This window comes from Lampropedia hyalina DSM 16112 (assembly GCF_900129055.1).
In the GTDB taxonomy this organism is placed as follows: domain Bacteria; phylum Pseudomonadota; class Gammaproteobacteria; order Burkholderiales; family Burkholderiaceae_C; genus Lampropedia; species Lampropedia hyalina.
The window spans coordinates 46,267-60,634 of sequence record NZ_FQUZ01000004.1; the positions used below are offsets into that span (position 1 = coordinate 46,267).

The following is a 14,368-nucleotide window of genomic DNA, read 5'->3' on the forward strand; positions in this document are numbered from 1 at the left end:
GGGGCGGTGTGCGGGGGTCAGGGCGTCAGCCGTCGGGGCTGGCGGTGGCGGAACAGGAACAGTGGTTCGTCGTCGGTGGGGCGTTCCACCTTGACCACCTCCACCCAGCCCTGGCGCAGCAGCGCGGGGCGCAAGGCGCGCACCGTGCCTGCGCCCACCAGGCTCCAGGTGCAGGCAGATGCGCGATCGGATGCGTTTTCGGGACTGCGCAGTGGCCAGCTCCCCTGTGTCTGCACGGCGGCAATCTGGGCACGGCTCAAGCCGTGGGCGGTGACGCAGGTCGCGCTGGCGGGCAGGTGTTCGCGCAGTTTTTCCATTTGCGCCTGGTAGCCGCGCCCGTAGTCGAGCATGGGCAGCCACAGCGTGGTCACCAGCACCAGACACCAGGTGGCTCCTCCGGCGGGCAACACCAGGCTTTTCCACAGGGCCGACTGGTGGCGGCCCGTGCGCCAGAACACTACCGCCAGCCAGCTGACGGTAGCCAGCAAGGCCAGCACGAACGCCAGCGGCCCGAACTGGGGCAGGTATTCGGGTGCGAGTTTGGCCACGTTGGCCGCCGGCTTGGCGGGTACGCCGGTCTGCGTGGCCACCCAGATCACCCAGATGGCAATGCCGCAGGCGGTGAAAAACAGCAACGTGAACCAGTCGATCAGCGAGGCGAAACTGCGCCGCATGGTGGGCAGCGCGAAGGCCGCCAGCGTCGCAAACACCGGCAGGCCCAGGAACAGGCTGCGATCGGATGGCGAGGAACACACGGCCACCACCACCACCACCATGGCAAACCACAGCGGCAAGACCATGTGGAAGCTGGGGCTGCGCGTCAGCCACTGCCTGCGCCACCGCCACAAGGCCCACAGGCACAGTGGCCAGACCGGCCAACTGAACCAGATCAGCAACCGCGCAATGCTGCGCCAGGTGTTCAGGTCGTATTGCCAGATGGCATTGGCTTGCCAGAACCACAATTGCCCTTGGCCAATGGCCACGGCAACCGCTCCCAGCACCAGCGATGCCAGCAGCGGCCAGGCAAACCAGGGTGCACTGCTGGAGCGGCGTTGGCCAGCGGGGTCGTCGCTAGCGAACAGGGAGGGCGCGGCACAGGCATCGGTGGCGCGGGGCCGTACCCGCCCGATGGCCGTCCACCAGCTCAGGCAGAGTGCCCCCAGCCCCCACAGCAGCAGCCAGTGCGCACCACTGCCCAGCAGCAGGGCGGTGGCTCCGGCCAGCAGCAACAGCAGGGCTTGCAGCGGATGGTAAAACCCCAGTGCGAAGGCCAGAAACACCAGACTGCCACCAGCCAGTTGCAGCACTTGCAGGGTGGTCTCGTGCGAGAACTGCGCAAAGCCCAGGCTGGCAATCATGCCCAGCACTGCGCCATCGGCCAGTGCACGGGCGTAGTCGCGCGGGGCCGCCTCACCACCGAAGGCGAACGGCACGGGTTGGGCATCGGCAGTGCGCGCCAGAAAATAGCAGGCATACCAGGTGCAGGCCAGGCTGATGCCCACCAGCAGCATGAAGGGAATGCGGGCGGCCAGTTCGGGCGCGAGCCAGCCGGGCGCAAGCTGGATGCTCCAGGCCCCCAGCCACAGGGCCAGCCAGTTGCCCGGTTCGGCGGGCCAGGACAGCAGCGACGGAGCCAGCCAGTCGCTCTGCCCCTGTGCCAGTGCCTGCATGTGGCCGTAGCTGACGATGTCGTCGTTCTTCCAGGGCGAACGCCCCACGAAACCGGCCAGGACATAGACCACGCACAGCAACAGCAACAGGCTGCGGGGCAGGGCGCGTACCGCATCCTGTGAGACCAGGGCAGGAGAAGGATGCTTCACAGAAGACAATTCAAGGAAAAAGGCAAAGTGCGAAACGTGAAACGTACGCTTGCCGGGGATTATCGCCGTGTCCGGGCAAAAAAAAGCAGCATGGGCCAATGCCATGCTGCCAGGTCGCCTATGCGACGTGCGGGAGCTTATTTGCTCAGGGCTGTCTTGCCGAAGCGGTTGCGGAATTTCTCCACGCGGCCGCCCATGTTGTCCACCGACTTCTGCTGGCCGGTGTAGAAGGGGTGCGATTCGCTGGAGGTATCCAGCTTGAACAGCGGCAGTTCACGGCCATCGTCGGTGGTGCCGGTTTCCTTGGTGGGCACGCAGGAGCGTGTCACGAACTTGAAACCGTTGGACAGATCGACGAAGAGCACTTCGCGGTAATTGGGGTGAATGCCTTCTTTCATGGCGTTGGTCTTTCGTTGCAGGTCGTCGCGCCAGCCACATGCAGCACCCATTGCCACAGCACTTAACGCAGAAAACCGCGTATTGTCGCACACGGTACAAGGATTGCAAATGCCTGTTTGCTGGCAATGCAGAATGATCGCGCTATGCTTATATAGTGTTTCTGCTGTCCAGTTTGCGTGATGGCGAACTCACACACCTCGTCATGCCGGGCCTGACCCGGCATCCAGTGGCAACGTCTGCCTTCAAAGCCCCGATAGATTGGGCCTTGCAATGCTTCTGGATGCCGGGTCAGGCCCGGCATGACGGGATAGTGGGGTTTGTGTGTGGAAAAATAGGCACCTATCGGATGCTTTTGACAACGCCCGATCACCCTGGCTGGCAATCGGGGCATTGGGAGAGAGGTGGCCCAGCCTGCCCTGTCTTTTGGCGCGGACACATCGTTTTGGCGGAATAATCCATTCATGGCCTCTGTCCCTTCCACCTCCCTGTCTTCTCTTGAACATCGCTTTCTTTTCGTGGTGGCGGCCTGGGCTTCGTTTGCCACGATGGCGGTGGAAGTGCTGTTTGCACGCATTGCGGCCTCCTACTTCGGCAGTGGCATTGCGGTGTGGGGCAGCATCATCACCGTGCTGCTGCTGGCGATGGCTGTGGGCTGCCTGTGGGGCGGCAGGCTGTCCCAGAAGCCCCGCCCGCACAGTGCCGTGCTGTACCGGCTGGTGCTGGGCCTGTCGTTGAGCATGTTGCCGCTGGTGTTGCTCGCTCCCGTTGCGCTGGCGGAAATCTCCTACTGGCTACCCGATTCGCGCTATGGCAGCCTGCTGGGGGCCGCACTCTTGCTGAGTGCGCCCGGTGTGCTGGCGGGCGTGCTCGCCCCGTACATCACCCGCCTGATCGTGACGCGGGTGGAGGAGGCAGGCTCGCGCGTGGGGCAGCTCAGTGCCGTGACCACACTGGGGTCGGCGGCAGGCACCATCGTGCCGTCCTACTATCTGGTGCTCTGGCTGGAGATCAACACCATCCTGCTCGTCACGGCCACGGTCACTGCCATGCTGGCGATCATCGGCCTGCTGATGCAGCCGCCCCCTGCGACCCAGCCATGACGATGCGGCACCTGCTCCGAATGCTGGCTCCCGGCACATGGCTGCTGGCGATTGCCATGCTGGGGCTGTCTGCGCTGGGCCAGACGGCCCGTGCCGATGGTGTGCCGGGTGCCGCGACCGCCGTCCCCAGTCTGGAAGACCAGTTGATGGCCGATGACTACACCCATGTGGCCACCCGGCGCGGCCTGCATGTCGATGTTATGGTGATGGAAGGGCAGACGTTCCGCTGCATGACGTTTGACCGGCGCAACCTGTTCCAAAGCTGCATGCACAAGGCGCAGCCCATGCAACTGGCACTGGAATACACGCGCGGGCTGCTGGCGGGCCTGCGTTTTCTGCCCGAACCACCCCGGCGCATCCTGCTGGTGGGGTTGGGTGGCGGCTCCATCCCCAAGGTCATCATGGCGCATTTCCCGCATACCGCACTCGACGTGGTGGAACTGGATGCGGCGGTCGTGCAGGTGGCCCGCACCTGGTTCGATTTTCAGCCCAACGAGCAGGTGGCCGTGCATGCAATGGATGCGCGCGTGTTCGTGCGCCAGAAGATTCGCCAGGGCCAGCACTACGACCTGATTCTGCTCGATGCCTTCGACCACGACTATGTGCCCGAGCACCTGCTGACCGTGGAGTTCTTGCAGCAGGTGCGGCAACTGCTGGCTCCCGGCGGAGTGGTTGCTGCCAACACCTTCTCGCGCGGACGCCTGCAACCCCACGAGGAGGCCACCTGGCAGGCGGTGTTCCCCCACCTGTTGCGCGCCCAACGCCGCATGAATGACATTCTCTACGCCGCGCCACACGCCCTGCATGCCAACACCGACGATCCGCTGCTGGACGCGCTCACCGGGCCGTGGCCACACTACCAGCCTGTGCCCGTACCGCCCAGCCATGCCCGCGCACTGACCGATCAGTGGTCGCCCACCAACATCCTGCGCCAGGCAGATTGAGCCACGGCATTCACAGGCCCATCTGTACCGCTGGGCATGGCAGGGCGTTTGCTCAAGGGCCAAGCACCAGGCGGAAGAATTGCCCACAATAGCATTGAAGAGTTGGCCGAAACCGGCTCCCTCTTCTTTTTTCGTTCTTTTTTGGAGGTGTTCCCATGACTGCGCTTTTTGATGCGTTCGATCTTTCCGGCCTGCCGCTGGCCAACCGTATCGTGATGGCTCCGCTCACCCGCAACCGTTCGCCGGGAGCGGTGCCTCCGGCGATCACCGCCACCTACTATGCCCAGCGTGCCAGTGCCGGCCTGCTGATTTCCGAGGCGACGGCCATCTCGCAGCAGGGGCAGGGCTATGCCGACGTACCGGGGTTGTACAGCCATGAAGCCGTGGCGGGCTGGCGCAGTGTCACCGATGCCGTGCATGCCCAGGGCGGCCGCATTGTCGTGCAGCTCTGGCATGTGGGGCGTATTTCGCACACTACGCTGCAACCCGATGGCCTCGCGCCCGTTGCACCGTCTGCCATTCAGGCCCAGGCTAAGACCTATCTGGTCGATGCCGATGGCACAGGGCATTTCGAGCCGACTTCACTGCCTCGCGCATTGGAAGCGGACGAACTGCCGGGCATCGTGGCGGATTACCGCCGTGCTGCGCGGGTGGCCATCCAGGCCGGATTCGATGGCGTGGAGATTCACGCCGCCAACGGCTATCTGATCGACCAGTTCCTGCGCTCTGGCTCCAACCAGCGTGGTGATGCCTATGGCGGCAGCATCGAGAACCGCACGCGCTTTCTGTTCGAGGTGGTGCACGCGGTCACGGCGGAAATCGGCGCGGCGCGCACCGGCATCCGTCTCTCGCCGGTCACTCCCGCCAACGATGCGTTCGACCCCGAACCCCAGCCACTGTTCGAGCAGGTGGTGCGCGGTCTGGCAGGCTATGCGCTGTTCTACATCCACATCATTGAGGGGGCAACAGGTGGCCCGCGCGATTACCAGCAGGGCAGCCAGCCCTTCGACTACGAAGCACTGCGGCAGGCTTACCGCGAGGCGGGCGGTCAGGCCGCGTGGATGCTGAACAATGGCTACGATCTGGCACTCGCACAACAGGCCATCGAGACTGGCCGTGCCGATCTGGTGGCTTTTGGTCGTCCGTTCATCAGCAACCCCGATCTGGTCGAACGCCTGCGCCAGGGCGCGCCGCTGGCGCAATGGAACCCGGCCACGCTGTATGGCGGAGGTGAATTCGGTTACACCGATTACCCTGCACTGGCGCATGGAGCTGTGGGGGCGTAGGAGGAGGGCAGTCCGATAGGGTATCTCTGTCGAATTTATTGATAATCAACACTCAAATATATTATGATAGAAAATTATCATTAATTTGAGTGGATTTCATCATGCGCACCGAAGCCAATGCTTCATTCAGGCCGTCCCGACATGCCATACGGTCTGAAGCTGCCCGTTCCTTTGTGTCTGTCACGGCATATACAGGAAGTGGCCATAGCCCAAGGGAAGGTCTGCAAAACCCGTTGCGCCGCCCGCATCCCACCACTGGGCGCATCGCCGCGTTGGCTTTTGCGGTCAATAGCCCCGCTATTGACCGCAAAATCCGCCTTGCGCTGCATCCCACTGGCGGGCGCGGGCTTACCGCAAGAGTTTTGCAGACCTTCCCAAGGCGAACTGGCCTCCCAAAGGCGTGTGGCAGGGCATCCCTGGCGGCCACGGTCGTTCTGATCTGGGGTCAGCCGGTGGGCGCGGCTGCACCACAGGCCGATGGGGGGCAGGCGATGGATGAGGTGGTGGTTACGGCCACCTCGAATGCCACGGCACTGGAGGAGGTGCCTGCTTCGGTGTCGGTGGTGCGCAGGGCCGAATTGCTCCGGCGGCCCGTGCAGGACCTGGCGGACACGCTGGAGGGCTTGCCGGGGGTGCATGTGGGAGGCGTGGGACTGTCGCGGCGCGGTATCAGCATCCGTGGCATGGGTAGCGACTACACGCTGACCCTCGTAAACGGCCAGCGCATCAACCAGACGGGTGGGGTGATTGGCCACTCCGACAGCGATCTGGGCTGGGTACCTGCCGAGGCCATCGAGCGTGTGGAGGTGGTGCGTGGCCCGATGTCTTCGCTGTACGGTTCGGACGCGCTCGGTGGCGTGGTCAATGTCATCACGCGCAGTGCCACGGATGAATGGCGCGGCAGTCTCTCGGCTGGCCTGGGCTGGCGCGAAGATGGTCGCGGCGGTGAGCGCAGGCAGTTGGGAGCCTATGTCGGCGGCCCCCTGTTGCCGGGGGTGCTGGGTCTGAATGTCTATGCCGAGAGCCGCTACCGCGCATCTGCGCCGCTGGCAAGTGATGCGCAGGTATCCGATCTGGAAGGCCGTGATGCCCGCAGCCTGAATGTGGCCCTGAACTGGAAACCCAGCTCCAGCCAGCGCGTGGATTTCAGCGTGGGCCGGGTGAACGAGGAGCGCGAGCGGGATGTCCTGTCGGGCAAGAGCCATTACCGCAGTTACGATGAATTCAGGCGCAGGCAGTGGTCGCTGAGCCATCAGGGGCACTGGAGCCGTGCCATCAGTCAGGTGCGTGTGTACGGTGCTTCGCTGGACAAGGGCAACTCGCGCAGCAGCGGCACGCCCACGCGCCCGCAGTCGCTGGACGAGCAGACCCTGGATGCCCGCCTGACCCTGCCATTGGGGCAGAGCCACCTGCTGAGTGTCGGCGGTGAGTTGCGCAGGGAGGAGCTGGAGGACAGTTCCATCAATGCCGCAGGCCAGGCCGACATCACGCACAAGGCACTTTTTGTGCAGGATGAATGGGCGATTGCACCTTCGTGGTCGATGGTCCTGGGCAACCGGCTCGATGAGCACGAGAAGTTTGGTCTCCAGCACAGCCCACGCGTGTATCTGGTGCACCGTGTGGGGGAGGTGCTGACGCTCAAGGGCGGCATGGGGCGCGGCTTCAAGGCTCCCAACCTGAAGCTGCTTTCGCCCGATTATTACGTGGCCAGCACCAGCTTCAGTGTGCGCGGCAACCCCGATCTGAAGCCTGAAATCAATACCAGCTACGAGCTGGGCATGGAGTATCGTGCTCCGGCAGGCTGGAGTGTGCAGGCCACGCTGTTCCAGAATCAGGTGCGCGATCTGATCCAGACCTGGTGCGAGCGCGACTGCGATGGCTACCGCCAACTGGTGTACCAGAACGTGGAGCGTGCGCGCATCCGTGGGCTGGAGCTGGGCGCATCGGTAGCCTTGGGGGTGCATTGGCATGTGAGCGGCAATTACACGCACTTGCAGGCCCGCGACCGCCAGACCGGCCAGCCGCTGGCCACGCGCCCGCGCCATCAGGCCAACGTGCGGGTGGGCTGGCAACCCGATGCCGCCTGGACGCTGGATTTGCGCGGCCAGTACATCGGCAGTCAGGTGATGTACAGCAGTTCCGTACAGCACCCCTTGCCTGCCCACAGTGTCTGGTCGCTGAATGCGAATTACCGTATCTCGCCGCGCTGGACGGTCAAGGCATCCATCGAGAATCTGGGCGATACCTTGCTGACCGACAAAACCACGCGCTTCAACTACGCGGTTGCGGGGCGCAGCGTGTATGTGGGCCTGAATGCCAGCTTCTGATGGCAGGAGGTCGTCCATGACACGCTTTTTCGCCGATTTTTTCGCCAAGCGCGGCACCCCTGCCTGGCTGCTGGTGTCGCTGCTCATGCTGTGGGCCTTGCTGCACGGTATGCAGGCTCCGGCGCAGGCCGCCGAACCTGCCGATGCAGCGTCTGCCCCCACGGTGCGGGTGCGGCTGGTGGCAGACGAATCGATCCTGCCCGGCAAGCTCGACAAACTGCGCCACCAGGCGCGGCTGGCCGGTGTGCGGCTGGAGACCGCCTACAGCCAAGGCATTCCGGGTGATACCGAAGCCGCCCGGCAGGCATGGCTGATGGATGCCGATCTGCTGGTGCTCGAAGCCAGTCTGCGCACCGCGCGCCAGCGTTTGCGGGTGCAACTGGGGCCTGTGCTCCAGCAGCCCCCACTGCGCTGGATGGATGCCAGTGTGCGCGATGCGGCTCACCACGGCCTGCCACAGCCCCATGCCGATGCGCTGCTGGCCTATTACCAGAACGGCGGCGAGGCCAACTACCGCCACTTCTTCCAGTATCTGCGCCAGTGGCTGGCCGGGCAGTCCGTGGCCGATATTCCCGCCCCCGTGCGGTTGCCACCCGATGCCTGGTACCACCCCGATGCGCCCGGCGCATTCGAGCGTTTTGACGACTATCTGGCATGGGGGCACAGCAGCGGCGCAGGCCATGCCCCGCGCTGGAAGCCCGACAGCCCGCGCGTGGCCTTTGCCATCCATGCCAGCAGCCTGTCGAACATGCAGACGGCGGTGATCGATGCCGCCATCCGTCGCAGCGAAGCCCTGGGCCTGATGCCGGTGGCCTTCTGGTTCGATGCCGAGCAGCCGCAGGCACTCACCCGCATGCTGGCGGGGCAGGACATTCAGGTGCTCATCAACATGCAGCACATGGGCAATGCCGAGCAGCGCGTGCCTGAAATCGCCCAGTTGGGCATTCCCGTGCTGACCACCATGAACCACCGCGACAGCAGCATCCAGGGCTGGCGCGACGCCGAAAGTGGCACTCCCAGCCGCATGGTCGCCCCCTTCATGGCCGTGTACGAAATCTGGGGCATGATCGATCCGCTGGTCATCAGCGCGCTGGAGCGTGGCGAACCGGCCCCCATCCCCGAACAACTGGATGCACTGCTGCACAAGGCCAGGCATCTGGCCGCCCTGCAAACCACGCCGCCAGCGGACAAACGCTTGGCACTGATGTTCTGGAACTACCCGCAGGGCGACCGCAACATCTCCGCCTCCAATCTCAACGTCACCCGCAGTCTGGAAACGCTGCTGCCTGCGCTGGCACAGGCCGGCTACCGGGTGAGCGTGCAGCAGGAGCAGGAGATCATCGGCCAGGCGCAGGCCATCATGCGCCCGCTCTACGCGCATGAGGCACTCGATGGCCTGCTGCAACAGAATCTGGCCGACACCCTGCCCGTGGCGCAGTATCGGCAGTGGCTGCAAGATTTGCCGCCACGCCGCCATCAGGCCCTGCTGGAACGCTGGGGCGACCCGGCCAGCCACTGGGCGGTGCGCAGCATCGACGGCCAGCCGCACTTCATCATTCCACGCATCCAGTGGGGCAACCTGACCGTGCTGCCGCAAATGCCGCGCAGCGACGTGCAGGGCAAGGACTACCACGATGCCGCCGTGCCCCCCAGCCATTACTATCTGGCCCATTACCTGTATCTGCGCGAAAAGCAGAAAATCCACGCGCTCATCCACTTTGGCACGCATGGCTCGCAGGAATGGCTGCCGGGCAAGGATCGCGGCGTGGGGGCGGATGACTACCCGTTCCTGGCCGTGGGCGATATTCCCGTCATCTACCCCTACATCCAGGACAACCTGGGCGAAGCGGTGCAGGCCAAGCGGCGCGGGCGTGCGACCATCGTCAGCCACCAGACCCCACCTTTTGCCCCTTCCGCCCTGTACGACGAACTGGTGGCCCTGCACACGCTGATCCACGAATACCAGCAACTGGAAGAAGGCGCGGTGCGCGAACGCACCCGCCAGCAAATCCGGGAAGCGGTGCAGGCATCGCGCATGGACAAGGACCTGCAATGGGATGCGCAGCGCATCGATGCCGACTTCGAGGGCTTTTTCGATGCCCTGCACGACCATCTGCACCAATTGGCCAACCAGAACATCCCTCTGGGACTGCACACCCTGGGCCAGCCTGCCAGTGACGAACACCGCTTGCTGACCGTCATGCAGCAACTGGGCGAACCATTGCAGACGCTGGCGCAGGCGTGGGAGCAGCAGCAGCCCATGCCATCGGGAGAACACCGTCACCATGCCCACGCTGCGCACACCCATCCCACACCCGGTCATGACCACGGGGCAGAGCCGTTTGCTGGCAGTTATGAAGACCTGAACCGCAGCGCGCCCTATCGCCTGCTGCACCACTACCTGCGCGAACACCCTGGGCAAACCTCGGAAACCGCCAAGCACCCCCTCATCGAGCGTGCCCGCGAACTCGACCGGGGCTTGCAGGACACGCAGGAAATCGAAAGCCTGCTGCTGGGGCTGTCAGGCCGCTATGTGCCGCCTGGCCCCGGCGGAGACCCGGTGCGTAACCCCGGCGTGCCCAGTGGCCGCAACCTCTACGCCTTCGAGCCGGACAAGCTGCCCACCCGGGCCGCCTACGAAGCCGCCGCCGAACAGTTGCAGGCCCTGATCGACGACTACCGCAGCCAGCATGATGGCCAGACCCCCACCAAACTGGCCTTCAGCCTGTGGTCGGTCGAAGCCATGCGCCATCTGGGCATGGTGGAGAGCCAGATTCTGCACGCGCTGGGATTGCGTCCGGTATGGGACGACGGTGGCCGCGTGCGCGCACTGGAGATCATCCCGCGCGAGCAACTGGGGCGTGCCCGCATCGATGCGGTGGTACAGGTCACCGGAGCCTACCGCGACCAGTTCGACGGCTTCATGCGCCTGCTGGCACAGGCCATCGACGACATTGCGCAGCTCGATGAAGCCGACAATGCCGTGGCTGTCCACAGCCGCAAGACCTTCGCCAGCCTTCAGACGCAGGGCTTGGCGGCAGAGCGGGCGCAGGCTTTGTCGCGGGCACGCATCTTCTGCAACCAGCCGGGCGACTATGGTGTGGGGCTGGCCGATGCCACGCTTGACTCCACCGCCTGGGAGGACGATGCCCCGCTGGCACAGCAATACCTGTCCCGACTGCAATACGCCTATGCCGCCCCTGGCAAAACCGCACAGGCGCGCCAGCAGGGCCAGGTCGATGATGCCGACTGGGCGATTGCCATCGGCAACGAACACCCCGGCATCAACCTGTATGCCGAACAGCTTCAGGGGGTGCAGGCGGCGGTGCTGGCGCGTTCCTCCAACACCTACGGCCTGCTGACCGGGGACGACCCGTTCCAGTTTCTGGGGGGCATGGCCCTGGCCATCCGCCACCTCGATGGCGAAAGTCCGGCCCTGTACATTGCCGATTTGCGCGATTCCCGCGCCGGTCGCATGACCTCTGCCGCGCGCTTTCTGGCCGACGAGTTGCGCACCCGCTACGAAAACCCGCAGTGGATTGGAGCCATGCAGCAGGAAGGCTACGCGGGCACGGTCAATGTGCTCAAGGCCATCAACAACCTCTGGGGCTGGCAAGTCACCGACCCCGGCACAGTGCGCGGCGACCAGTGGCAGGCCCTGCACGATGTGTACATCAACGACCGTCGTGAACTGGGCATCAACGCGTGGTTCGAGCAGCACAACCCCACGGCCCAGGCGCAGGTCATCGAACGCATGGTGGAAGCCGTGCGCAAGGGCTACTGGCAGGCATCCGAACAGACCCAGCGTGAACTGGCCGAACGCTGGCAGACGCTGGTGGAACAGCACGATGTAGAGGTGCAGACGGATTCGCCCACCTGGCAGGCGGCGGTGCAGATGGGGGCAGGCTTTGGCTTGCAGGCCGGTGCGGGAGCCGAGGGTAGCGCACCACCACCCCAGGCCCAGACCTCTGAACCCCAAGAGGCCAGCACTGCACCCGCGAGCGCGAATGCCACCACCGTCAGCGGCCAGCTCATGGAGCCGGTGCCGCCCGCACCCCTGCCATCGCGCTGGGCCTTCTGGCTCTCGCTGGCCACGCTGCTGTTGGCCACTGCGGTGGGGGCTGTGCGGCAGCTTGGCTCTGCACCCCGATCCACAGCGGCCTGACATTTCTTCAACCGATTCCATCCCTTTGTTTCCATGAACCTTCTTGAATCCAGCCTGTACGAACTGGCCGGCCTGTTTCTCGTGCCGGTGCTGTTGCTCATCCTGCTGTGCCTGCTCTATGCCTTTGCCACGCTGGGGGGCTTTCTGGTGGAGGCATGGCAGCGTCGCCAAGATTGCCATGTTTCGGCACTGGCGGCCTACCAGCGGCAGACCCAGGCCGTTGCCGACGACCTGGAGCTGTGGATCATCCGCCGCCTTGAATGGCTGCGCATCGTCTCGCGCACCACGCCCATGCTGGGCTTGATTGCCACCATGATTCCGATGGGGCCAGCCCTGCTGGCTTTGGGCCGTGGCGACTCGGCCAGCGTGGGGGAGAATCTGGTGACCGCGTTCTCGGCGGTGATTCTGGCCCTGGTGGCCGCCAGCATCACCTTCTTCATCCTGACCGTGCGCCGCCGCTGGTTGTTGCAGGAATTGCGCGACCTGGAGCGCGAGGGCACATTGCCGGGCGTGCAGGGGAAATAGGCCATGCGTTTCATCGAATCCGACGAGGCCGATGACCCGATTCTCTCCGTGGTGAACCTGATCGACCTGTTTCTGGTCGTCATCGGCATCCTGATGATCGTGGTGGCGAAGAACCCGCTGAATCCGTTTTCTGCCCACGAAGTGGTGGTGATCGAAAACCCCGGCCAGGCCGATATGCGCATGACCATCAAGAAGGGCGAGGAACTCACCCGCTACGAATCCAGCGGAGCCATTGGCGAGGGGCAGGGCATCAAGGCCGGCATCACCTATCGGCTGGACGACGGGCGCATGGTGTATGTGCCCGAGGAGGCCGCGAAGCCGTCGCAGTGAGTGACGGCTTTATGGCTGGATGGCTGACGATACGCTGGCCGGTGCCTCGAACACCGTATCGCCCCCCAGGGCCTTGTACAGCGTGAGCTGGTTGGTGAGTTGGCTGAGGCGGTTGGCCGAGACGGTCAGTTCGGCATTGCGGCGGCTTTCCTGTGCGTCCAGCCAGTTTTTCAGCGTGGTGGCTCCGGCGCGGTAGCGTACCTCGTTGAGGGCTTCCACCTGGCGGGCGGCTTCGAGTTGTTCCTGTAGCAGGCCTGCCTGCGTCTGCAATTGCTGGCGTGCGCCCAGTGCGGTTTCCACTTCCTGCAATGCGGTGTAGAAGGTTTTCTGGAAGGCGACGGATGCCGACTCATAGGTGGCGCGGGAGATGGCGTTGTTCAGGCGCATCTGTGTCTGGTTCAGGAACGGAAAGGCGAGGCTGGCTCCCAGTGTGCCGATGGGGTTGGAGAGCAGGTTGCCCAGCGCGCTGCTGGAGCTGCCCACGCTGCTGGTGAGGCTGATGCTCGGGTAGTAGCTGGCGCGGGTGGCATCCCCATCGGCGAGGGTAGCGCGCAGTCGCGCTTCGGCGGCTTGCAGGTCGGGGCGGCGTTGCAGCACCTGGGCGGGCAGTCCGGCGGGAATGTCGGGCACGCGGCTTTGCGGCAGGGCCTGAGGTTCTGCGGGCAGCAGCAGGGCGATGCTTTCGCCCGAAGGCGGCTGGTTGAGCAGCACGGCCAGCGCGTTGAGGGTATTGACGCGCTCCTGGCGCAGTTGCACCAGTGCGGATTCCTGGCTGGCGACGCTGCGCCGCGCTTCCTGAAGCTCCAGCCCCGAGACACTGCCCGCATCGTACTGGGCCTGCACCAGTTGGCGGGTGCGTTGCACATGGGCAAGGCTTTGTTCGCCGCTGCGAATCTGCTCGTTCTGGTAGCCCAGTTGCCAGTACAGCGTGGCGACGTTGGCCACCAGCGTGAGGGCGGTGGTTTGCAGATCGGATTGCGAGGCCTGCACACGCCATTGCGCGGCATCGCGCTGGCTGGCGATCTTGCCCCACAGATCGACTTCATAGCTCAGGTTCAGCCCCACCGAGTAGCTGCGCCCGGTGCTGCCCGCATCGAAGTTGTGGCTGGCATTCGTGGAGGTGCTGGCCCCCAGGCTGGGGGTGGCGCGGTCGTCGGCCAGCCCGGCATTGAGGCGGGCGATCTGGATGTTCCATGCGGCCGTGACCAGATCGGGGTTCTGCTCCAGTGCCTGTGTGACCAATTGGTCGAGGGTGGCATCCCCAAAGCGCGTCCACCACGCATCGTGCAGGGCGGCCTGGCGGATGGCCTGCTGGCTGGCTTCGCTGGCGGCACTCCACTGCGCGGGGATGCGGGCATCGGGGGACTGGTAGCCGGTGTGCAGGCTGGTGCAGGCGGACAGCACCAGTGCCGCCAGTGCGGCAACCGGGGTGGAGAGGAGGCGGGAGGAGGGCATGGGTGGCATGGCAACAA

The 14,368-nt window shown here is 64.7% G+C and carries 10 protein-coding genes; 7 read left to right on the forward strand and 3 right to left on the reverse strand.

Annotated features, from left to right (window positions below; all coding sequences use genetic code 11):
- Positions 1–17: 17 nt before the first annotated feature.
- Both BUE21_RS02385 and BUE21_RS02390 read right to left on the reverse strand, forming a co-directional pair.
- Entirely contained in the window at positions 18–1,820 is a 1,803-nt protein-coding gene (locus BUE21_RS02385; protein WP_084522716.1) for a hypothetical protein, read from the reverse strand.
- Positions 1,821–1,957: 137 nt separating this feature from the next.
- Positions 1,958–2,218, reverse strand: coding sequence for a type B 50S ribosomal protein L31 (locus tag BUE21_RS02390; protein WP_073354469.1), 261 nt, complete (start codon positions 2,216–2,218; stop codon positions 1,958–1,960).
- 462 nt (positions 2,219–2,680) lie between these two features.
- Between BUE21_RS02390 and BUE21_RS02395 the strand changes: the two genes are divergently transcribed.
- The 7 genes from BUE21_RS02395 (at position 2,681) to BUE21_RS02425 (ending at position 12,896) form a co-directional block, all read left to right on the forward strand.
- Positions 2,681–3,319 carry a fused MFS/spermidine synthase gene (locus BUE21_RS02395; protein ID WP_073354304.1) on the forward strand — a complete coding sequence of 213 codons (639 nt, stop codon included), beginning with the start codon at positions 2,681–2,683 and terminating at the stop codon, positions 3,317–3,319.
- A complete protein-coding gene (locus BUE21_RS02400) occupies positions 3,316–4,263 on the forward strand; it encodes a spermidine synthase (protein WP_084522720.1) in 948 nt (315 codons plus the stop codon). The genes BUE21_RS02395 and BUE21_RS02400 overlap by 4 nt, the downstream gene beginning before the upstream one ends.
- Before the next feature lie 155 nt (positions 4,264–4,418).
- Positions 4,419–5,549, forward strand: coding sequence for an alkene reductase (locus BUE21_RS02405; protein WP_073354310.1), 1,131 nt, complete (start codon positions 4,419–4,421; stop codon positions 5,547–5,549).
- Between the two features lie 452 nt (positions 5,550–6,001).
- Positions 6,002–7,876, forward strand: coding sequence for a TonB-dependent receptor domain-containing protein (locus BUE21_RS02410; protein WP_200796676.1), 1,875 nt, complete (start codon positions 6,002–6,004; stop codon positions 7,874–7,876).
- 16 nt (positions 7,877–7,892) lie between these two features.
- Complete coding sequence (locus BUE21_RS02415) at positions 7,893–12,041, forward strand: cobaltochelatase subunit CobN (protein ID WP_073354314.1); 4,149 nt, start codon at positions 7,893–7,895, stop codon at positions 12,039–12,041.
- A 33-nt stretch (positions 12,042–12,074) separates the two neighbouring features.
- Positions 12,075–12,566 (forward strand): MotA/TolQ/ExbB proton channel family protein, encoded by a 492-nt coding sequence (locus BUE21_RS02420; RefSeq protein WP_073354317.1) that lies wholly within the window; start codon positions 12,075–12,077, stop codon positions 12,564–12,566.
- 3 nt (positions 12,567–12,569) lie between these two features.
- Positions 12,570–12,896 carry a DUF2149 domain-containing protein gene (locus BUE21_RS02425; RefSeq protein ID WP_073354320.1) on the forward strand — a complete coding sequence of 109 codons (327 nt, stop codon included), beginning with the start codon at positions 12,570–12,572 and terminating at the stop codon, positions 12,894–12,896.
- A 9-nt stretch (positions 12,897–12,905) separates the two neighbouring features.
- Here the strand turns inward: BUE21_RS02425 and BUE21_RS02430 are convergent, their stop codons facing one another.
- On the reverse strand, positions 12,906–14,351 hold the full coding sequence (locus tag BUE21_RS02430; RefSeq protein ID WP_073354471.1) for an efflux transporter outer membrane subunit: 1,446 nt from the start codon (positions 14,349–14,351) through the stop codon (positions 12,906–12,908).
- Positions 14,352–14,368: the final 17 nt, after the last annotated feature.